The organism is Altericista sp. CCNU0014 (assembly GCF_044923475.1).
Lineage (GTDB): Bacteria > Cyanobacteriota > Cyanobacteriia > Thermosynechococcales > Thermosynechococcaceae > JAAURS01.
In genome coordinates this window covers 5,526,998-5,548,562 of record NZ_CP137338.1, presented here as the reverse complement: position 1 = coordinate 5,548,562, position 21,565 = coordinate 5,526,998, and the positions used below count along the sequence as shown (strand labels likewise).

16 protein-coding genes and 1 pseudogene are annotated in these 21,565 nt (G+C 52.5%); 7 read left to right on the top strand and 10 right to left on the bottom strand.

All coding sequences use genetic code 11. The annotated features are described in order from the left end of the window. Nucleotides 1-17: 17 nt before the first annotated feature. The 10 genes and pseudogenes from R6H26_RS26425 to R6H26_RS26380 all read right to left on the bottom strand — a co-directional run bounded on the left by R6H26_RS26425 (nucleotide 18) and on the right by R6H26_RS26380 (nucleotide 11,212). Entirely contained in the window at nucleotides 18-6,254 is a 6,237-nt protein-coding gene (locus R6H26_RS26425) for a hypothetical protein (RefSeq protein ID WP_404786882.1), read from the bottom strand. A gap of 2 nt (nucleotides 6,255-6,256) precedes the next feature. Beyond that, nucleotides 6,257-6,781 (bottom strand): phage tail protein, encoded by a 525-nt coding sequence (locus R6H26_RS26420; protein ID WP_404786880.1) that lies wholly within the window; start codon nucleotides 6,779-6,781, stop codon nucleotides 6,257-6,259. After that, nucleotides 6,781-6,945, bottom strand: coding sequence for a hypothetical protein (locus tag R6H26_RS26415; RefSeq protein ID WP_404786878.1), 165 nt, complete (start codon nucleotides 6,943-6,945; stop codon nucleotides 6,781-6,783). Before R6H26_RS26415 ends, R6H26_RS26420 begins: the two co-directional genes overlap by 1 nt. Nucleotides 6,946-6,963: 18 nt before the next feature. Further along, nucleotides 6,964-7,095: pseudogene (locus R6H26_RS26410) on the bottom strand (DUF6760 family protein); the annotation flags it as partial. Between the two features lie 14 nt (nucleotides 7,096-7,109). After that, entirely contained in the window at nucleotides 7,110-7,475 is a 366-nt protein-coding gene (locus R6H26_RS26405) for a phage tail assembly protein (protein WP_404786877.1), read from the bottom strand. A 4-nt stretch (nucleotides 7,476-7,479) separates the two neighbouring features. Further along, nucleotides 7,480-7,920: a hypothetical protein gene (locus R6H26_RS26400; protein WP_404786875.1), complete on the bottom strand. Its 441-nt coding sequence runs from the start codon at nucleotides 7,918-7,920 to the stop codon at nucleotides 7,480-7,482. Further along, nucleotides 7,917-8,417, bottom strand: coding sequence for a phage tail protein (locus R6H26_RS26395; protein ID WP_404786873.1), 501 nt, complete (start codon nucleotides 8,415-8,417; stop codon nucleotides 7,917-7,919). The genes R6H26_RS26400 and R6H26_RS26395 overlap by 4 nt, the downstream gene beginning before the upstream one ends. A 12-nt stretch (nucleotides 8,418-8,429) precedes the next feature. Continuing rightward, nucleotides 8,430-8,936: a phage tail protein gene (locus R6H26_RS26390; protein WP_404786871.1), complete on the bottom strand. Its 507-nt coding sequence runs from the start codon at nucleotides 8,934-8,936 to the stop codon at nucleotides 8,430-8,432. Nucleotides 8,937-8,973: 37 nt separating this feature from the next. Beyond that, nucleotides 8,974-9,474 (bottom strand): phage tail protein, encoded by a 501-nt coding sequence (locus tag R6H26_RS26385; RefSeq protein WP_404786869.1) that lies wholly within the window; start codon nucleotides 9,472-9,474, stop codon nucleotides 8,974-8,976. Nucleotides 9,475-9,499: 25 nt separating this feature from the next. Beyond that, on the bottom strand, nucleotides 9,500-11,212 hold the full coding sequence (locus R6H26_RS26380; RefSeq protein WP_404786868.1) for a phage tail sheath family protein: 1,713 nt from the start codon (nucleotides 11,210-11,212) through the stop codon (nucleotides 9,500-9,502). 694 nt (nucleotides 11,213-11,906) lie between these two features. Between R6H26_RS26380 and R6H26_RS26375 the strand changes: the two genes are divergently transcribed. From R6H26_RS26375 to R6H26_RS26345, 7 genes are all read left to right on the top strand, one after another. Then, nucleotides 11,907-12,116, top strand: a complete 210-nt coding sequence (locus R6H26_RS26375) for a Nif11-like leader peptide family natural product precursor (RefSeq protein WP_404786866.1) — start codon at nucleotides 11,907-11,909, stop codon at nucleotides 12,114-12,116. Nucleotides 12,117-12,192: 76 nt separating this feature from the next. Continuing rightward, nucleotides 12,193-12,582: a GPW/gp25 family protein gene (locus tag R6H26_RS26370; protein WP_404786865.1), complete on the top strand. Its 390-nt coding sequence runs from the start codon at nucleotides 12,193-12,195 to the stop codon at nucleotides 12,580-12,582. 20 nt (nucleotides 12,583-12,602) lie between these two features. Continuing rightward, complete coding sequence (locus R6H26_RS26365; RefSeq protein ID WP_404786863.1) at nucleotides 12,603-14,801, top strand: putative baseplate assembly protein; 2,199 nt, start codon at nucleotides 12,603-12,605, stop codon at nucleotides 14,799-14,801. Nucleotides 14,802-15,005: 204 nt separating this feature from the next. Further along, nucleotides 15,006-16,082, top strand: a complete 1,077-nt coding sequence (locus R6H26_RS26360; RefSeq protein ID WP_404786862.1) for a phage tail protein — start codon at nucleotides 15,006-15,008, stop codon at nucleotides 16,080-16,082. Continuing rightward, a complete protein-coding gene (locus R6H26_RS26355) occupies nucleotides 16,051-17,406 on the top strand; it encodes a hypothetical protein (protein ID WP_404786860.1) in 1,356 nt (451 codons plus the stop codon). Before R6H26_RS26360 ends, R6H26_RS26355 begins: the two co-directional genes overlap by 32 nt. A gap of 59 nt (nucleotides 17,407-17,465) precedes the next feature. After that, nucleotides 17,466-19,379, top strand: a complete 1,914-nt coding sequence (locus tag R6H26_RS26350) for a cache domain-containing protein (RefSeq protein WP_404786858.1) — start codon at nucleotides 17,466-17,468, stop codon at nucleotides 19,377-19,379. An 18-nt stretch (nucleotides 19,380-19,397) separates the two neighbouring features. Then, nucleotides 19,398-21,548 (top strand): hypothetical protein, encoded by a 2,151-nt coding sequence (locus tag R6H26_RS26345; protein WP_404786856.1) that lies wholly within the window; start codon nucleotides 19,398-19,400, stop codon nucleotides 21,546-21,548. Nucleotides 21,549-21,565: the final 17 nt, after the last annotated feature.

The following is a 21,565-nucleotide window of genomic DNA, read 5'->3' as shown; positions in this document are numbered from 1 at the left end:
CCTAAGGATATCTGGCTTTACCAAGGAAACCGCCCGGTTCCATGTCCGTATCGTTCTCGATCGATTCGCAGACGCTGTTGCAGTTGTTTGTAAACGATATGGGCGAGGGTTTCTATATCTCGATCGAGCGCTGACCCCTCGCTTTCTCGCGGTTCTTCTTCTGGATCGTCAAATATTACAGTAGGAGATTTAACCCTCTGGATGACCGCCGCTCGATTGTCGCGTTTTCTTTGCAGCAAGCTTTCAGCGTTGGAAGCAGTGAGAGGTGCGAGGGTGGCGGGGTGCGAGGGCGGCTCGACAGGTTTGCGCTGACGAACGGGGATATCGATTTTGGCGTATTGCGTGGGGCGATCGCGGACTGGGGCGATTAAAGGGGTGGGCGGTAATTCCGAAGGCGGTGGCGGAGCGATCGCTGACTCCTCGATTTGGCTCGTTTTTGCTGAGACGTCTGAGGACTTTTGCAACGTTGCCTGTTCGGGAGTGTCTGGTAGGGGAGAAGCGTATTGCTGAGGTTTGAGGGTTTCTAGCTTATCGATCGAGGTGGCTGGAACGAGCGGCTGTAAAATGCTGATGTTTTGCAAAATTCGAGGTAATGGAGGAAATTTTTGAGAAGTTTGAGCGGTTATTAAGGTGGGAGAAGAATCGCCCGTTTCAGATTCAGAAGAATTTTGTAATTGCTGAGATGTTTGCAGGAATTCATTGGGTAAATCCCGTCCAATCGATTCGATCGCAGGGTTTGATTCGATCGATTGCGCTTTACCCTCGGTCCATCTTTGAACCGCAAGTTCTGTTTCAGAGCGAACTGACGGTTCGGCTAACTCTGGAGATTGGATGGGAGCTTCTCCTTCGGGCGATCGCGCGACAGTCGGAACCGATTGTTGAGTCGGAACTTCTGTTGCAGGCCGAACGGACTGTTCGATCGATCCTGACGCTTGAGTTTCAGACTGAGTTGTGAATTGAGTTGGAACTTCTATTTCGGGCGAGCGTACATCAGTCGAGACCGATCTCTGAGCCGGAATCTCTGGTTCGATCTGAGTTATGAATTGAATTGGAGCCTCTACCTCGGGAAATCGCACATCAGCTTGAACTGAATTTTGAAGATGCAAATCAGGCTGCGAGAATGGGGTATCGGGCTGAGTTGTGAATTGAGTTGGAACTTCTATTTCGGGCAGTGGCGCTTCAGATCGAGTCGATCGCCAGATCGGTATTGAGGGCTGAGTTTCGGGCTGAGTCGCGAATTGAGTTGGAGTCTCTACCTCGGGCGATCGCGATTCACCCTCAATCGATCTTCGAACCGGAGTTTCGACGTCATCTCGAACTGACGGTTCGTTCGATTCTGAGAGTTGAATTGCGGGCTGAGTTTGATTTTCCATTGCGGGCGATCGCGCATCAGTCCGAACCGATCTTTGAGCTGGAATCTCTGGCTCAAGCTGATTTGTCAATTGAGTTAACGTCTCTATCTCGGGCGATCGCGACTCAGGCTGAGCTGATGGTTCGATCGATCCTGACGTTTGAGTTTCGGACTGAGTTATGAATTGAGTTGGAGTCTCTCCCTCAGGCGATCGCAATTCACCCTCGACCGTTCTTCGAACGGGAGTCTCGGTTTCAGCCCAAACTGAGGGTTTGGCGGATGCTGAAGGTCGATTTGGAGTCTCTATGTCTGGCGATCGCACCTCAGCCGGAACCGATCTCGGAACCGAAATCTCAGGTTCAAAGGATTGAATGTCCGACTGGGTTTGAGGGGCTGATTCGGGCGATCGCGCATCAGTCGGAAGCGATCTTGGAAGAGGCGTTTCAGGTCGAACGGAGGGTTCAGCGAATTCTGGAGATCGAGTTGGGGAATCTATTTCCCGCGATCGGACATCAGCCTGAGTGAATCTTTGAACCGGAACTTCTATTGCAGAAGGTACTGACTGCTCGATCGATTCTGAAAACTGAATTTCGGGTTGAATCGTGGATTGAGTTGGAACTCCTCCTACGGGCGATCGCGCATCAGCCGAGACCGATCTAGGCACAGCACGCTCTGTTTCAGTCCGAGCGGATTCCTCCATCGATTCTAAATTTTGAGTTTCAAGCGCAGTTGTAAGTGGAGGAGGGGATTCTATAACGTCAGATCGTAATTCAGCCTGCACGGATCTTTGAACGGAAATCTCTGTTTCTGAGAACTGAGGTTCGAACTGAGTTGTGAATTGAGTCGGAGTCGGAGTCTCCACCTCGGGAGATCGCACCCCTGCCTGAGCTGATGCCTGGATTGGCGTTTCGGCCTGAACCGAGGATTCGATGAATTCGGAAAATTGAATGGAGGGTTCTACTTCCAGCGATCGCACTTCTCCTCGAACCGAGCTTGGAATAGGCGCTTCGGCTTCAATTGGAACAGACTGTTCGAGCGTTTCTGAAGGTTGAATTGCAGGCGGAGTTGTGAGTTCGGTTGGCGTTTCTATCTCGGGCGAGCGCGGTTCGGGGTAAGTCGATCGGTCGGTCGATACTGAGGTTTGAGTTTCGGGCTGAGTTGTAAATTGAGTAGAGGTCACTATTTCGGGCGATCGCCCATCACCCGAAACGGATCTTTGAACTGGAATCTCTGGTTCGACCGGAACGGATTGTTCGACCGATTCTGAAGATTGAATTTCAGGTGGATTTGCAAATTGAGTTGGGGTTTCTATCTCTGGCGATCGCACCTCTGTCCGATCCGATCTTTGAGTCGGAACTTCTATCGCAGGGCGAACGGACTGTTCGATCGATTCTAGATGTTGAGTTTCGGGCTGAATTTGGGGTTCTGTTTCGGGCGAGCGCACATCGCCCGAAACCGATCTTTGAACTGGGATCTCTCCTTTATAGGACTGAGGTTCGGACTGAGTTGTCAATTGAATCGGAGTTTCTACCTCAAACGAGCGCGCATCAGCCTGAATCGATCTTTGAACTGGGGCTTCTGGCTCAATGCGAACTGAGGGTTCGAGCGATTCTGAAGATTGAGTTTCAGACTGAGTTGTCAATTGAGTTGGAGCGTCTCCTGCGGGCGATCGCATCTCTGCCTGAGGCGATGCCTGGATGGGCGTTTCGGCCTGAACCGATGGTTCGATGAATTCGGAAGATTGAATGGAGGATTCTATGTCTAGCGAGCGCGCATCAGCCGGAATCGAGCTTGAAATAGGCGTCTCAGCTTCGGTCTGAACAAATTGTTCGTTCGATTCTGAAGATTCAACTTCAGGCTGCGCTATGAATTGAGTTAGCGTTTCTATTTCGGGCGATCGCGCATCAGTCGAGACCGATCTTTGAACGAGCATTTCAGATTGAGTGGAGGGTTCGGTCAACTCTGGAGATTGAAGGGGAGCCTCTATTTCGGGCGATCGCACATCCAATTGAGCCGATCCTTGAATAGGCGTTTCAGCTTCGGCCTGAACCAATTGTTCGATCGATTCTGAAGATTCAACTTCAGGCTGCGCTATGAATTGGGTTGGCGGTTCTATTCCGAGCGAGCGCACATTCAACTGAGCCGATCTTTGAACGAGCATTTCAGGTTGAACTGAAGGTTCGGCTAATTCTGGAGATTGAAGGGGAGCTTCTCCTTCGGGCGATCGCGCATCAGCCAGAATCGATCTTGGAATAGGCGTTTCAGCTTCGGTCTGAACCAATTGTTCGATCGATTCTGAAGATTCAACTTCAGGCTGCGCTATGAATTGGGTTAGCGTTTCTATTTCGGGCGATCGCGCATCAATCGAGACCGATCTTTGAACGAGCATTTCAGGTTGAACGGAGGGTTCGGCCAACTCTGGAGATTGAAGGGGAGCCTCTATTTCGGGCGATCGCACATCAGCCAGAACAGCTCTCGGACCTGAAATTTCAGCTTCAAAGGATCGAGTTTCAGACTGGGTTTGTGGTTCTCCTTCCGGCGATCGCGCATCAGCTTCGAGCGATCGTACATCACCCGGAATCGAGCTTGAAACCGGAACGTCTGTCTCATCTCGAACCGACGGCTCGATCGATCCTGAAGATTGAATTTCGGGCTGAGTTGTGGATTGAGTAGAGGTCTCTATTTCGGGCGATCGCCCATCAGCCGCAATAGATCTCTGAACTGAAATCTCTGGTTCTGAGAACTGAGTTGGAACTTGAGTTAGAGGTTCTGGTTCGGGCGATCGCGCATCAGCTTGAATCGATCTCTGAATTGGAATATTTATTTCAGATCGAACTAATTGCTCGATCGATTCCAAAAGTTGCGTTTCTGAGGGTATTTGTGAGAGCGTAAATTGTTGGTTGGCAGCTTCTACTTCGGACGATCGCGCATCAACTTGAATCGATCTTTGAACCGGAGTTTTTGTTGCAGGTTGAACCGATCGCTTGATTAATTCTGAGGATTGGATTTTAGATTGAGCTGTAACTTGAGTGGGAGGTTCTGGTTCGGGCGATCGCCCCCCACCTCGAACCGATTGTTGCAGTGGAATCTCTGGTGCAGACTGAATCGATGGTGCATTTTGCATCGCCTGCCGTGTCGGCAATCCAACGTTTTCCGCATCCTCAGGCGTAAGTTTCACCTCAGACCGAGGCAAAGGCTTTACGGTAGTGGGGTTAGAAATCGAGGAGAGCGCCCTAGATAAAAACTGAATTGACTTAGAAAAAATTCCCTGGAGCGATTCTTTTGCCTTACCTCGGGTTTCTATCTCCTTTTTCTTTGCAGTCGGTGCAACCGCTTGAGTCCCATCGCTCGAGGTTTCAGAAGACGGAACGTCTGGCGAAACGATCGACTTCGATTCGGACCGCGCAGATGATTGGGACTGCTGTATCAAAGGAGAATCCGCAAACTCAGAGGGAAGATTTGCTGGCCCTAACTCGGGCCGGGCGATCGCCTCCTTACCCGCAGCAATTTCTTCAGATTCACCTGAAATAGACCGAGCCGAGGGTTGGGAAATTGTATACTCTGCCGTGGGTTGAATGACCTCGGGGACGGCAATAGGCGTGGGTTCAGATTGAGACATTGTTTCAGAGGAAAGCGCCCGCACCCTCTTTTCAGGCGTGCCTTCAACCCGCATTTCAGGCACAATAACTGATTCGGCATCTTCAGCAGGGGGTTGTCCTTGAAGTGGAGCAGAAGATCCTCGTTCGATTTCGCCACGTCGCGCCGAAATCGCCTCAGACTCAAAGTTTTGCAAATCTGCTGGAGGAGCGGTCGCTTCTGGGATCTGCGGCGATCGCACTACCGCCTCTGCTGGCTTCGCCTCATCCGCTAGCGGCTCGCCAATCGACGATGCAATCGGTTCGCTCGGGCTTGGCAGTTCTGCATTGGACGTATCCCGAGATTCTGATACGGCCTGAAGCAAAGGCAGAAGGGTTTCCTCTCTTGAAAAAACTGCTTCAGACATCGATCCCGAAGCCGCAGACCGACGAGCCACACCTGCATCGTTCCCTGGCAGGTCGGAACTCGCAGGCGATCGCGGCGACGGCTCTCCCTCACCAGGAAATAGAGAGGATGCATTGAGCGCGGAACTCGGTGCGTCAATTCGCCTCTGAATACCAGACGCAGGCGGACGAGTATCGTCTATCAGGGGTTCGGAAGAGACGGTAGATTGAAGATCGCTAGATTGCGGGGGTGGGCTAGACTGGATCGGCGATTGACTTTGAGACAAAGGCTGAGGTTGAATCGGGCGATCGGGACTCGTGGGTTGAGACTCGGCTGCAACAGAACTCAGCGAATCTTCAGAAATGATTTTCCCCTCCAACTCCGCCCCTACTCCAATATCTAGCTGGCTGAGCGGAGCCGAAGCCAGCGGCGAGTCATCTTCCGAAACGGACGTTGGCGTGAAATCAACGGGTGCCGGGACGGAATCAACCGACCCCCCTTTACTCCGTTCTGGAGGAGATTCAATATCGGAACTGCTTTGCAAGCGATCGGTCAGATGCCCAGTTGCATCGATCGCCTCGGCACCTAAATCCCGCCCCATTGGCAAACCTTCGGAACTGGGCGATCGGTTTATCCCAAACACTTGCTGCCGTCCCGTCCCTTCCATCGGTTCCGCCGCCGATCCTTCACTACTCTGGACAAACGGAAACCCCTGAAAAAGATTGCTTAAGGGTTCCTGCGCCTCCTCCCCAAACCCAAAAAGCAGAGGGTCGAGCACTGTTAAAGGATTTGCCCCCAAAGGCACCAAAAATCGTTGAATAATTCCGATCGGTCGAGCGGGCAGCAACGGTTCCTTGAGCCCCAGCGGTTCTTCCTCCGGCTCGGCATTGCGATTCAAAAAAGGCCCTTCAGATTCAGACATTATTAACTACTACCGAAATACCCATTTTGACGCCCCTGCAGAACCGTTGCCGACGCGCTACCCGTCTTTGCAACCTTCAGCCCCTCATAGATCAACGTCAGCTCCTCGATCGCCACTGATGTCGAATCTGCGGCAAAGGTCGGCGCGCTCCACCCCACCGGCACCGCGCCAATTAAAGTCCAACACTGCATCGTCTCCCCAGCCTGATCGAACAAGGAAATATTGACATTCCTGCGCTCCACCGCTTTTTGAGCGTTGGGCTTCATCACTTGGCTGGCCCAATTCCAAAACACGAGGTCGTCGGTCATGCCGCGCCGCAGGGTGACGTCCGAAAACTCCGGTTGTCCTAAAAAGATCCGTTGCTGGTCGTTCGCGCCGCCCTCCGCGTAGGTTTCGTACTTGATCTTTACGCCCAATCCCTGACATTCCGTAAACGATGCCGAAATGCTGCTTTCAATCCCGACATAAAAGCGATTGGCCGTAATATAGTTCGATCCGTAAAGCTTAACCCCGTTATTTGCAGGCATCAGAGGTGCCTCCCACAGCCGCGACGGCGCTCGGCTTGCTGGCGCAAATCTTCTTGCAACAGTTCGTAGACGCGATCGCCCAGCTGTTGCAGCAGCATTGGGTCGTGCAGAATTTTCTGCAACACCTCCGGGGCAACCGTTCGATCGAGGGGAAGGAAAGGCATGGGTACGATCTCTCTATGTCACGAGCGCGAGCGACGAAGCTTATCAATTTCTTGAACCCATCGACGGCGATCGCCGTGGTCCAAATGCAAAATCTCCTCCAGCGACCAATGGAACTCCGATGCAATACAGGCTACCTCTCCATAGAGTTGTTCGGGAGGGTAGCCTACAGTTCCCCCGACAAAGCCAGCTCAGCTGTAAATTGGCTCTTGCATACCGGACAATTCACCGGAATTTTAGCGGTCCCCTGTTGATTGATCCGGTTGTAAAATTCCCGCAAATAACTCAGATCCAACGTAAATAAATTCTCCAGCAGCTCCGGTACGATCTCCGTCAAATCGCCCAAACGCGTAATCACCCGAGAGAACAAAATCAATTCACCATAGGCTTCATTCTCCCGCGCTCTATCGTCTTTAGACAACAAAATCTCGTCCCTAGCTGTTGCAAGCCGCATGGTACCCTCTCGATGGAGTCGACCGTCAATCCCCAGCAATCCGCGCGGCAGTACGAAGTCAAATTCCGTAACCATCATCCCGTTAAGTGCCTCTTGTTTCGGATTTTTGCAAAGGCTCTACCTCTGTCTCCAGATCGTTAATTTTGCGATAGAACTGTTGCAGGTAATTGAGATCGCAGGCAAACAATTCTTCAATCACCACGGGCGTAATATCGTCCAAAGCGCCCAACCGCGTCATGACCCGCGACAGAATAATGACCGTTGCATAAGCTGGGTTCGATTTCACGCGAGGATCGCGCAAGGGTACAATTTCATCGATCGCCCGCGATAGCCGCATCACCCCCTTACGATGCACCGTTCCATCCTCATCCACGTAGCCCTTAGGCAGGGTGAATTCGAATTCCGTCTGAATTTCAGAACTTCCCCGTTCCCCTGAAAAGGACCGAGCGGGCGGTGGGGCAGGGGGTTGAGAAACCGGATTGCTTTTAGGCGGTCCTAGCCCTAGATTATTCGTGAGTTTCATAACTGGGCTTTCACCTCAACGCGCTTTAGATGTTCGACCGCCATCTCTATTTCTTCAATATTATGTTCCCCCGTCGTTACATCCAGATCGGAAATCTTGTAACTCATCGGCCAAGCCCGCTGAAACTCAAAGCGAAATTGTTCTTGGGCCGACTGGTTGTAAACCACCAAAGCCCCATCGCGCCGCTGACTCGACCAGTTTCCCTCTTGAACTTTGAGCAACCAATTCCATAACGTCATGGAAATCGTCAACCCTCGCCGCAGGGTCAAATTAGAACAAGTCGTATACCCCGGAATTTTAGTCCGCACCATTCGACCGGGCGTTTGACCCTGCTTCCCCCAGAGTTGAGGCGTCACCTCGCAGATTTCAATGACCTCCCGATCGACCTGAAATCCACTACATCCCTTAAAAAAACCATCTACGGAATCCTTGCTTCCATCCAGCTTCAGCTCCAGATAGAAGCGCGAAGTCGTGAGAATTTCAGGGAAATCTACCACAGTCAAACGTCCTCACTTCTCTCGCGTCACCTTCGTAAAGTAGAGTTCGAGCGTATCTTCGGCGAGCTGCCCAGCACTGTCCACCGACAAACTGCTAATTTGCGTGGCCGAACCTGGAAACAGATCCGTGAAATTAAAGCGCATCGCCTCTGCCCCATTGGGATCGTAAACGACTAGCGAACCCGTCTTGCGGCTGTCCATTGCCTTAGACGACCCACCCGAAAACGTATCGCGGTGACAGTCGTTATACCAGTCGTAAAGTTTCTTTTGATCCCCCTCATTTCCGGCTACGTATTTCAAAGAAATAGTACTGTTATACTTCACTCCGCCGATCGTCGCCTGGGTTTGAGTTTTAGCATCCTTCGTCACCCCGATCGCCGTATCTCCGCCCGCGACCTCCATTTCAATTTCAGGGCCAGAACTACTCTTGAGCGCCAAACCCGTCACCCCGTCAATCTCAAAGTAAAAACTGGAATTGGTTAGATACTGAACCACTTCATCCTCCCATGAAACTCTCATGAAAATTGCTTGAATCAGCCTGCTTGAATTGAATGACTTACACCGTGCGATTAAATTTTTCGCACGTAATGGTAAACGTCTCCTCGATATAGCTGTCCGCAGTTACATCCAGATCGGCACATTTATATTTCGAAGGCCAAGCTTCCGCAAACTCCCATTTGGCAACCTCTTTCCCATCCGTGTCGTAGGCAGTGATACTTCCTGATTTTTTGTTGCCAGCCCATTTCCCCTCACCCCCATTAGAGGTCGGCAAACACTTCTTAAACCAGTCGTACATCAGTTTGCTGGTACTGCTGCTATCGCCGCTGGCAATACAGACGCAATCGATTTTGAATAAACCTTCAAACCCAGCAGCATTAACTTGCCAAATCGTTTTCCCGCCCTTCGTCGTTCCGATCGCCTGTTGTCCGCCTTGAACTTTAGGCGAATACTGCGGAATCGACACGCTTTTAAAAATAGACTGCTCATCTTTGACAACATCCGCCACTTCCAAGTAAAAACTACTCGGAGCAATGGGTTTTGCTAAATCGGCAGGCATAACATCCTCTCCTCAGGACTAAAAACTACTGGTTCGGTGCCCATTGACTGATTCGGAAGATCACGAATTCAGCCGGACGCACGGGACAAACTCCAACCTCAACGTACAAGCGACCCAGCATCATCGTTTCGTGGGTATTCAGTTCGCCATCGCACTTGACGTAAAACGATTCTGCCGGAGAACCGCCAAAGAGCGCGCCCTCTCGCCACAGTCGTTCCAGGAAGTTGCTCACGGTGCGGCTCACCCGCGCCCACAAATCCGCATCGTTGGGTTCAAAAACGACCCACTGCGTCCCAATCTCAATCGATTTTTCGATATAGCTGATCAAGCGGCGAACGCTGATATAACGCCATTGAATGTTGTCCGGTTCGACCAAAGTGCGCGCGCCCCAAACCTTGAAACCGCGATTGTAATTGGCAAAATTGCGAATGCAGTTGATTCCCAACGGATTCAATAATTCCTGTTCGCGCATGTTGGTTTCGTAAGCCAAACCAATGACACCCCTGGGCGTATCGTTTGCGGGCGCTTTGAAGACCCCACGGGATTGATCGGTGCGGCACCACAACCCCATCATGTGCCCGCAGGGCGGCACCAAAATCGGGCGACCGCCATTGCGCGGGTTAGCAACTTTGATCCAGGGATAGTACAGCGCTCCAAACATCGATCGCCGATTGAACATACTCAACCAAGTTGCCACATCTTGCGGCTTCTGCTGCTCAGCCGGAACCGCCCGATTTTCATTTTTACCGGGTTTCACCGGAGGTGGATCCAACACAGCCATGCGATAGGCAGGGCCAGGAAATGAATTTTCGCAAAGACTTACCATCATTTCCATCACGCCATGCACTTGATCCAAGTCCATTAGCCCTTCTTCGTACACCCGCATGAGGTCTGGACAGGCAATCATCGCCGCTTCATCGACTTCAAACATGCCCTGAAGTCCTGTTTTGTCGTTGCGCTGTCCTTGAACGTCCCGCGCGAGATGTTCGGGGCGACCGATGTAGGGAGGGGGTGCGACTTCGTACAGCCCGTTGGCCGGACGGCGAGAAAGAGGTTGACCGCTCTGGGAAATATCGGCAATAGAAATATACTCAGAAGCTTCTAGGGCAGTTACTACATAGTCCGCCACTGCCGTCTCTGCCTGTGGATTCATGGTGAGGTGCTCGTAGCGCTCTAGTTCCTGAGAGCCATTTCTCACCACGACAGTAAAATACTCTCCCGTATTGAGGGGTGGCTCTGCATCCTCTGGAGCGTCTTCTGGCAGGGGTTTGGGTTCGCTTTCTAGGATGCTGACGGTCAAGCGCCCGGTACTGGCTGGAAGGGCGGCGGCAGCTCCATCGGCTTCGGGCAACCTGAGATTGAAAGCCAGGACGGGCTTGCCCCCCGGTGTCAACGCTTTACTTGCAGTTTCTTCTGGAGCAGGAGGCGTTGCGCCAGGAAGCTTGGTGCCAATACTGGTGACCCAACAGCGCCCGCCACCATTTAAAAACCAACCCTGGACGGCAAAAGGAAGATAGGCATTGAAATCGGTAAAACCATCCGATCCTGGCTTGGCAAAGTACTCCTGATATTGATTCCAGTTCGTCACTAAAATCGGCTTAAACAGATCGGCATCGCCCCGGACATCTTCCGTGAAACCGATAAACCCGGCCACACTCAAACTAATACCTTCAATTGGGCGACTCCCGCGATCGACCTCTTCAACGTAAACCCCAGGAGCAAAGTAGTCTAAAGCCATAACCCATCATCCTCAAATGAAGAAAGCAAGACTCAAACAGAATGCCAAACAAGATTCCACCAATAAAAAAATGCAGAAGAAACTTTGCTAAAAAACTCCAGCCAGAGAGAATGTATATTCTAAATTTTTATCTTTCACCAAACAAGCAAAAAATACGATCTAGAATCTTTCTACATTAATTGACAAGACAAAGTTTCTCGAGCTATACAGATACTCAAGAGACACCATACTTAAACAAAATAAATACTCAGAAGTACTCTAGACGCTAAGGTCTAGAGTCAAATTTGTCACAGCCGTCATAGATGAAATCAATTTAGAGTATAGCTTGTAGCTTCTCTAAGCCAGACAGTACAAAAATTTTAAGCCAGCGCTCATAGCCCCCCAAAAAAAATTTAGCACCTAATTTCATGAAACCATATTTCTCTCATAATTCATTCATACAATCGAGGCAATGGGAAAAAACTTAACAAAGTCTTTGTCAAGAATTGCTACCTTTAAGCCAATCGATCGCTTTCGTTTAGAAAATAGATAGTACTTGATGTTTTTTTACAAATGGGACGAGCAAGAAGTGAACATTTATGAATGTCTACTTGCGTATCTAGGCTGAAACCATAAAGGTAGGAATCAGCAAGCCTTTAGGTTTGCTAAATTCCAGAGGTCGATCTTGCTTGCAAACAAAAGGGAGAAGCACAATATGGCTCAACAAGAAGTGGCCAGGCTGTTCAGAGGGGCGCAATCGATTCCCGGTCTGCGCGATAAGCTTTCTGCTGCTCGCGATTTGGAGCACTTTGTCCAGATGGCGCAAGAGTACGGTTATCAGTTCACTTTAGAGGAGTGGCAGAAGGCCACTGGCTTTGCGGTAGAGGAGTTAAAGTGCGAGGTCTCAGAGATTCCAGGAATTTGAGATCTTTTAGTAAGGAATTATTAAGAGCTCGCGTTCCGATCGTAACTATATATCGGTATTGTTAAGCCAAAACGCTATGGAATCGCATCTAGGTCGAGGCTTGGCTTTTCCGTTGCGGGTGAACGTGCAAGGAAGGGTACAGCTAAGCGAAACGATTTTAAATATTGAAGAATCGATTCAGATCGTTCTCCGCACTCAGTTAGGGGAGCGGGTTTATCGTCCCGATTTTGGATCGAGATTGTCGGAATTGGTATTTGCTCCGATGAACGCGCAAACGCTTTTACTGCTGCGCCTTCACGTCCAAGAGGCATTGACGCAATGGGAACCTCGTATTGTTTTGGAGGACGTCCGCACCGAACCCGATCCGGGCCAAGGATGTGTCGATATCGTGGTGGATTATCGCCCTAAGGACAGCCACGATAGCCGCAGCCTCGTTTATCCGTTCTATTTACTTCCAGATCGCTAGTTTGTGAAAGGGATGGACTCATGGAGTTCGATTTTCTGCCAAAACTTCCAAAATCCAACCTGGACGATCGCACTTTCCAGGATTTAGTAGACGAGTGCGTTCTGCGCATTCCGCGCTATTGCCCGGAATGGACGAACTACAACCCCGGCGATCCTGGAATTACGTTAGTGGAACTGTTTGCTTGGTTGACCGATCAAATGTTGGTCCGGTTTAACCAAGTACCTCGACGCAATTTCATCGTATTTCTGGAGATGTTGGGCATTCGGTTGCAGGCTGCAACTCCAGCCCATACGGAATTGACGTTTTATCTCAGTGCCGATTTGCCGAGCACCTATGAGATTCCGACCGGGACAGAGGTCGCGACGGTGCGGATGGAGAATGAAGAGGCGATCGTATTTAGTACGAGGGAACCCCTCAGGATTGGAATCCCTCGGATTTCTCATTTTCTGACCGCAGAAACGGCTGACCTAGTGCCGCAAGTTCTGCGCGATCGACTCTCGAACCTCTGGTCTCAACAACCAGACGGCAGTTGGCAAGGACAGGAGCAATTTATTTTTAACGAGCACCCGCAACCCGGCAACTGTTTTTATTTCGTATTCGAACCAGAACAGGAGATTGCCGGAAACGTTTTGGCCCTTAAATTGCGCGGCGAAGCGGCCACTTCCACTGGCATCAACCCGGATTTTCCGCCCCGTCGCTGGGAAGCTTGGGACGGTCTGGCTTGGCAACCCGTGCTTTTGGCGGAATCGGACGACGGCACGCGAGGGTTTAGCTTTAGCAATACGGGGCAGAACGCGCTGAATCGTTTAGAAGAAGCGGATATTGTCTTGCATTTGCCGCTGCAATGGAGCGCGGCTCACTTTTCAACCTACCGGGGTCGGTGGTTGCGCTGCATTTACGTCCCACCGGAAGACACGCAAGCGGGCTACAGTCGATCGCCGCAATTGGTGGGCGTCTCAGTCCGATCGATTGGGGGGACGGTCCCCGCCGACCAATGCACGCGCATTCAAGACGAACTGTTGGGGAACAGCGACGGCACGCCGGGACAGACCTTTCAGTTGCAAAGTACGTCCATTTTGCCGCGCAATCCCGACGAACACATTATTGCAATCCCCCCCGGCGGATTGCCGGAGGTTTGGCAAGAAGTCAGCGATTTTGCCGATTCCACAGCTCAAGATCGGCATTACACGCTGGATTCCACGACCGGACAGATCCAGTTTGGGCCGCTCGTTCGCGAACCTGCCGAACTCCGCGATCGAGTCCAGTGGCGATCGCGCATTCAAACCGGAACCCACAGCCCGCTTCAGGTTGCAGACCGCTCTATCGTCCAGCAACTGATGGAGCAACAGTACGGCGCGGTTCCAGCTCGAGGCGCGCAGATTCGCATGACCGCTTATCGCACGGGAGGCGGCCTCAAGGGCAACGTTCAGCGCGGTACCCTCCGCATCCCTAAAACAGCCGTCCCCTATGTGGATCGGGTCGTCAATCACAAATCTGCTCTCAATGGAGCGGATGCAGAATCCCTAGAAAACGCAGTCATTCGGATTCCTCGGATACTGAGAACCCGCGATCGCGCAGTCACGCCTGAGGATTTTGAAACCTTAACCCTGCAAGCAGGGAGAGGGGCCGTTGCAAGGGTGCATTGCCTGAAACCCACCCTTTCCTCAACGCCGGGAACGGTGAACTTGCTGGTGGTTCCCCAGGCCAATACAGAGCAAATCGAGCGAGGAGAAGGACTCGATCCCAGTCAATTCAGGCTCGCGCAACCGTTACGGGAGCAAATTCTGGCCTATTTGGACGAGCGGCGGTTGTTAGGGGTACAAGTTCAACTGCAAGAACCGGACTATGTCGGGGTTTTCGTGCAAGCAGAAGTGGGACTAGCACCAGAGTATAGCAATCCGCAAGCGCAACAGATTCTCCTATCGCAACTTCAGGTGGCCCTGTATCGCTTCCTGAATCCCTTAACGGGGGGAGTGGAGGGCCAAGGATGGCCCTTTGGCAGTCCCGTATATACCTCCGACATCGTGAGCCTGCTTCAAAAAATGCCAGGGGTGCGCCATTTGGGATCTGTTCTTTTGTTCGAGCTCCGTCAAGAAGACGGGCAATGGCAGCGATCGCTGGCACCGGGGGGAATCGTACAGCCGTCGCCTTGGGGACTCATTTGTTCTTGGGCCGATCGCCTGTTGCGCTCCGGCCATGCCATTAGCTTGATTCGCTAGTTTGATTCGGTAGAAGCATTGTTTTTATGGAGTTATCCCTAATGCATTTGTTTATGGCTCCCCAGGAAGATCCCCCCTAGCCCCCCTTAAAAAGGGGGGAACAAGTCAAAGTCTTCTTTTAAGGGGAAGTGCGACTCAAAGTCCCCCTTTTTAAGGGGGATTTAGGGGGATCCGTCAGTAGCGCAAGTTTCCAGAACCAGTACAATGACCCAATCTCAATCTCGCCAAACCATTAGCCTGCAACTCACACCCATGCAAGTGCCAGAAGCCTTGCCAGAGGAATTGGGAACTGGTTCTGCCTCTTGGGGAGACACCCGCGAGTTAACCGCCATCCCTTCTCGTCGGAGTTTGCTCCTCCGTCCTGGCGAACCCAGCGAGATGGTGGTTCAGATTAAAAACTTAAGCTCCCGTCGTCTCCTCATTAACCTGCAAGTGGATGGGGATTTCCCCAATCCCTGGTGTCAGATTGGGATGGAAGGAAATGAAATTTTCCCCGGTCAGCAGATGGAGGCGGTTCTCTATTTCCAAATTGCAGCTGACTTCTTTGAAAATGCTCAGGCGATCTATCCGGGTAGTGCGTTGAAAGTGAACTATCAAGGAACGCTCCAGGCCCATTTAAGACAACCGGACACGGGATGGCAACACCTCGAGCCTGCTTCTTTCCATCTTTACGTACGCGCCCATAGTTTGTACCTGGATTTTCTGCCCGCGATCTATCGCGAAACCGATTTTGTAGGGCGCTTTCTCCAGATTTTCGAGCAAAGTTTTGAGCCTGCGGTGCAAACCCTAGACAATCTCTGGGCCTTTCTAGATCCGCTCACAGCCCCGCGATCGCTCCTGCCCTTTCTGGCCCACTGGGTGGGCTGGCCGCTCCAGGATCGCCTAGATGTAGAGCAACAACGCTACCTGATTCGCAGCGCTCTGGAAATCTATCGCTGGCGGGGAACCCGTCGCGGGTTGCGATTTTATTTGCATCTGGCCACTGGGTTGCCCCTAGACGAGCATCTTGCCCAAGAATCGGATAAGCATATCGGCATTACCGAATCCTTCTGTCGGGGGGCCATTTTGGGCGAAGCCCGACTGGGAGAAGATGCCATTTTAGGTGGCGGTAAACCCTTTCATTTCATCGTCCGCTTGCGTCCAGATCTCGACCATCCCATTGACGAGGAACTAGTACGGCAAGTCATTACGCAAGAGAAACCTGCATTTTGTATTTACGAGCTTTATATTGAACCCCGGAGTCTTCCCAATGTCCCCGCTCTTCCCGCCGCAATCGCTTGAGCCATTCCAACGACTCCAGGTCAACGATGGCCTGCTCATTACGGCTGACCGCTGGCGACAGGCCCACACCTACCATCGGCAACGGCAGAACGTTCATTACCAGGCCCTCAATCGAGGTGGAATTGTCTGGGGCTTGGGGGTTTGCGCGATCGCACCTCCCCCTGAGGTCGCGGATGAATATCGCGATCGACGCTGGCTCCAAATCCAACCCGGACTCGCGATCGATGGGAATGGCAATCCCATTATCGTCCCGGAGCCCATGACCTTTCGGATTGCTTCAGCACCGCCGGAGCAGGGGTTGCAGTTCGTCTACCTCTCCATTCGCTACGTGGACCCGGATGGACTGCAAGGGCAAAGCAATCGCGAGTTAGTGGCCGAAACCTTCCGCCTTGAGGAAACCGCAACGCCTCCCCAGGGAACCCAAGTCGAACTCTGTCGGATTTTGCTACAACCGGGCGAAGTCAAGCTCGAGACGGCCCTTAACGTCCTAGCTCCCGGCGTCAATCAGCTGGACCTGCGCGATCGCCCCACCGCTCGACCCCGTTCCCCTCTCGACATCAAGGTGGCGCTATTGGCCCAAGGCGTGGCCCCAGAACGCACCCAAATCATTGGCGCTCGATTTTCAGCGCTGTTCAGATCGCTTTCAGCGCTGTATCCCTCCATGGAGGGCGTCGCCCTCGTCCCCGTCCACCTAGAACAACTCCGCTCCCTCGCCCCCGATCTGCTGTATTTGACGTATTCGCAATGCCTCTCCTTGATGCCCGCGCAACAAGACCTCTTGCAACAATATCTGGCGACAGGCGCCGCAGCCCTTGTTGAAATTTCGGCGCAGGAAGCCAAAATTGCCGACTTTAGCACCGTGAAAGTCCAATTGGATGCGGCGATCGCCAACCTCTCTCCCAAGCCCGAGTTTACAGACATCGGTCAGGAACTCAAAGACGAACGCGCGGCGATGGAAACCCTCATCCAGCAGCAAATTTACGATCTGTGTCGGCCCATTCAAGTCATGGCTCAACGCATGGGAATGCCCAACGAGACGCCCCTGCCGAGCGCGCATCCCTTGCGCAACGAACCCTTTTTGTTCGATCGGCTTCCAGCCATTGAAAGGTGTCCCATTCACCTCCAAGGGTGGGGCGGAATCGTCTTCTCCATTGGTTCGATCTCCCAAGCCTGGGGCATTGAAGCACCCTTTTCGACCTCTCGGGAAACCATTCGTGCCGCCCAGGAACTGGGCATTAATCTGTTGCATTTTGCCTGGCGTCGGCATTACCTGACGCAGTTACAGCAAAACGATGCCCCCAGCTCCGCTCAGACGGCAGTTTAAGCACCGCTCGCCTGTCGATCGCTTCTCCAAAGTGGAATTACGCCCTGGATTTCAAGGTTATGGCCGCGCTTTCTATCCGCACAACCGTTCCGCTCATGATTTTGGTCCCGCTGTTGACCTATGTGGGGCTGACGGGATGGATGGCAGTCTCCAATGGGCGTCGGACCGTGGACGAGCTGTCTAGTCTCAACAGTCGGACCTTGAACGAACAGATTAAAGAACGGCTGAAGGATTACCTGGAAACCCCCGTGCTGGTGAGCCAACTGAATGCAAATGCCATTCGTTTGGGAGAGCTTGACGTCCAAAACTTGGATGGATTGAGCCGTCAGTTTTTAGCTGAAATGCGCCTGCTCGATAAAATTGATGGGATTGAGTTTGGGTTTGCGCAGACGGGTGCGGTGCGCTCGGCAGTGCGCTTAGAAGATCGGTCTTTGGCCATTGCGATCGCAGATTCCTCCACTCGGTTTGCCAAGGTTTACTATGCAACGGATAAGACTGGAAAGCGAGGTCGGACGATCCTGACGACGCCCAACTACGACGCGCGTCAGCGCCCCTGGTATCGCAAGGCCGTCGAAACCAACCGCTTGAGTTGGACTAAACCGTTCTCAAAATTTTCCAATCCAAAGCTGCTGCAAATTTCTCTGGTTCAACCGATCTACACCCAGAATTCTAGAAAATTGCTGGGCGTTTTGTCGGTGCAATTTTTGCCATCTAACATCAGTCAGTTTCTGCAAACCCTGAAGGTCGGAAAGTCTGGGAAAACCTTTATCATCAATCGCGCCGGGGAGCTGGTTGCCACCTCCACTCGAGAGACTTTATTCAAAGACGCGGGAGAAGAGGTTCAGCTCATTCCCGCAATCCGCTCCCAGGATCCGTTGATTCGCGAAACCGTGCGACAGCTCGAGACAAGCTATCCAGAATTCGCGAAAATCCCCCCCGAGATGTTGCTGAAGTTTCCGTTGGAGGGAGAGTTGCAGCTCGCTCAAATTGCGCGGTACAACAACGAATTTGGGCTGGATTGGCGGGTCATTACAGTCGTACCGCAGAAAGATTTTACTCAAGGTCTGGAGGCCACTACCCATCAGAGCATTCTTTTGGGCCTGAGTGCTTTTGGCGTCAGCGTTTTGGTCGGGTTACTGGCAACCCGCTGGTTGGTCCGCCCCCTTTTAGCCCTCAGCAATGCGGCCCAGCAAATCGGCAACAGCGAATTCGATGCAGCGAGTCTGACGCCTTTGATGAGACGTTCGGATGAGATCGGGCAGTTGGTCGGGGTTTTTCAAGAGATGTTTGCGGTCGTGCACGAGCGCGAGCAAGCCCTCAATACTCGCGTTCGAGAACTCACCGACGAAACAGACCGACTCAAGCGCATCGAAACGGCCAACCGCCTGAGCGGCGCTTCCAGCTTGCGAGAGTTATTGCAGCGATCGCAACACTTGCGCTTGCAAGCCGAGCAAGTCCACCTAAACCTTGCCGAGCTGATGCGCGACCTACCGTTTTTTAAGGGATTGAACCCCGACGAACTGCAAGCCTTAGTTGCCCTCGGCCAAGAACAGCGATTGGCGGCCCGAGAAGTCATTTGTCGCGAAAACGAGCAGGAAAATCGATTTTATATCGTGCTGGCCGGACGCGTAGAAGTCTACTTAGACCAATACAACTTATCCTTGAGCACCCTTGCTGCGGGCAGCTTTTTTGGTGAAATCGCACTCTTGTTAAAGAGCCCCCGGACGGCAAGCGTTAGAACCTTAGATCCGACCATTTTGTTCGTTACAGACGTTGCGGGATTTCAAACGCTCTGCGAACGCTATCCCGAGCTGGCCTCGCAAATTGACCGCAAGGTTCGAGAACGTCAAGCCGCACTGGAAACCTCGAAGTCGGAGCTTCAGAGTATGGGCTTGCCCGGAGAAGATGCAGCCCTACCGCAGAATTTTCTGATCTGGAGCCGCAAACGCTTGAAAACGCTTTTGGGAATGTAATGAGTCTGGAAAAACAACATGGAAAAGCTTCAGATTAAAACTCAAGTTTCCAAAAAAGATTTGCAATTTCAGCCGGGAGGCCCGGCAGTCTCCTTTGACGTGAAGGTTATCAATACCAGCGATCGATTTGCCGCCTTCGGGGTCAAAGTCCTGGCAGCAGGGGTTGAAGCCTCAGCGGGAGATCGCTGGTATCATCTTTCTCCAGACGTCAGCACCAAAACCCCGCCGGGAGATTTTGCCTCTTTTTCGATTTGGATCCTCGATACCCCCAAGCCCGGTTTTGTGGGGGTTATGAATCTTTTCGTGCAGATCTACTCCCTAGAATTGCGCCACGAGGAACGGGAAATCCTCCGCCTGAAGCTGGTCCCGGCGAAAGATGCCATTCCCCTCAAACTCGAACTCGGAAGCCGCTCTTTCAACGCGCGCTCGTCCGAATCCATTGAAATTCCGGTCGTGGCGACCAATCTGGGACAGTCGCCCGTCGAGACGGTGCTGCGCTGCAACGGACTGGCTCCCGGCTGGCTGCCCGAGGGGACCGAGCGCAGATTGAAAATCCGACCCGGCGATCGCGCGCAAACCCATTTTCTCTGTCAGATCCCACCGCCGCCTCAATCCCCTAGCGAGATTTACCCCTTTGTCATTGAAGCAATTCAGGAGGGTGGCAAGGTGAGTACTGCCAATGGGGTAGTACTGGTGATGCCAACGGGATGGATTGACTTCAGTTGCACCTCTAACGAGCGGCAAATTCCCGAAAACCGAAGGTGGTGGCCGCATTGGACGGCAAATACAGCCCGCTATCCCCTCCTATTTGCAAACCAGGGGAATTTGAATCAACTCGCGACCGCCCGCATCTTCGAAGATGCGGAGGGGCCTAAATGTAACGCGCACCTCGAACCTTCTGAGATAGAGATTGAGATGGGCACAACCGCTCAACTCGATCTGGTAGTCGGCAAACGACGTCACTGGTTTGGTTTGACTCAGAAATGCAGGGTTGAAGTCAAAGCATCGGTGCTTTCAGATCCCGCGCTCCCCATCCAAAATGAAACCCAGTCCGTTAAGTTGCGCATTCATCCCCTCTTCCCGCTCTGGATGCAAGGGCTAGGGGGGCTGGCATGCCTGTGGTTGCTGTGGTGGCTCTCTTGGCTGAACCCAAACAGTCCGTTTTGGGGACACCGGGATGTCGTCAATTCAGTGAGGTTGAATGGCATTGGCGAAAATCTGATCAGCGGTTCGAGCGATAAGTCAATTCTGGCTTGGTATGCAGATGGATTTTTCAATCCCTTCTTGAACCAAAACATGGGCAAGATTGGGAAAACAGGCGATCGCTCGGTGCGGGTGGTGCGGTATCGCCCGGTCAACAACGATCGCGTTGCGGCAGGTCTGGAAAATGGTGAAATTCAACTCTGGAACGCCCTGCCGGGGAATGCAAAACCGCTGCAAACCTTCTTTTTCCAAAAGGACGATCGCGTGTTGGATTTGGCGTATACCCAAGACTCCCGGTCTTTGTTTAGCGGCCATGGGAGCGGTACGGTGGTGCAGTGGAATTTAGAACCTCAAGAATCGTCGCAAGGGTTGAATGCCCCGCCGACCGTCGCGCGCAAAGTAGCGGTGGGGTTTCCCGTATACGCGATCGCCCTAGTCGGCTTGCAAGAAGAAGCCTTAGCCATTGCGGGCGGGCGCGACCGCATTGCGCTGTTGGATCTCAAAACCAACAAACTTCGAGATATTTCTACCGCTTGGGGGAGTCAAGCGGATTACGTGCTCGGTATTGCCACGGCGGATCGCAAGCGGACGCTGCTCGCCACCGCTAACAATCGAGGACTGATTCAGATGTGGAACTTGCAGCCTTGCTTGAGCGCCGCCGCAAACTGCGAGCTGCTCGATCGATGGACAGCCGAACCCAAAGCGGTCCATTCCGTTGCCCTCAGCGCGGATGGGTGCTATTTAGCCAGCGGCTCGGAGGGCGGGGCGACGATGCTGTGGCCGCTGAACCCCAGGGGCGATCGCAGCGGTCAATCGGCTCGAGGGCTCAAACTGAATCGGTCTTCTAAATCCATTAACGCGGTCGATATCGTGCGGATTCGCAACGAGATTTTGGTCGCGCGGGGAGGAGACGACCATCAAGTGAGCCTCTATCGAACGCCTGCCCTTTCTCAGACCTGTCCTTAACGGAGCGAGGTGCAAAA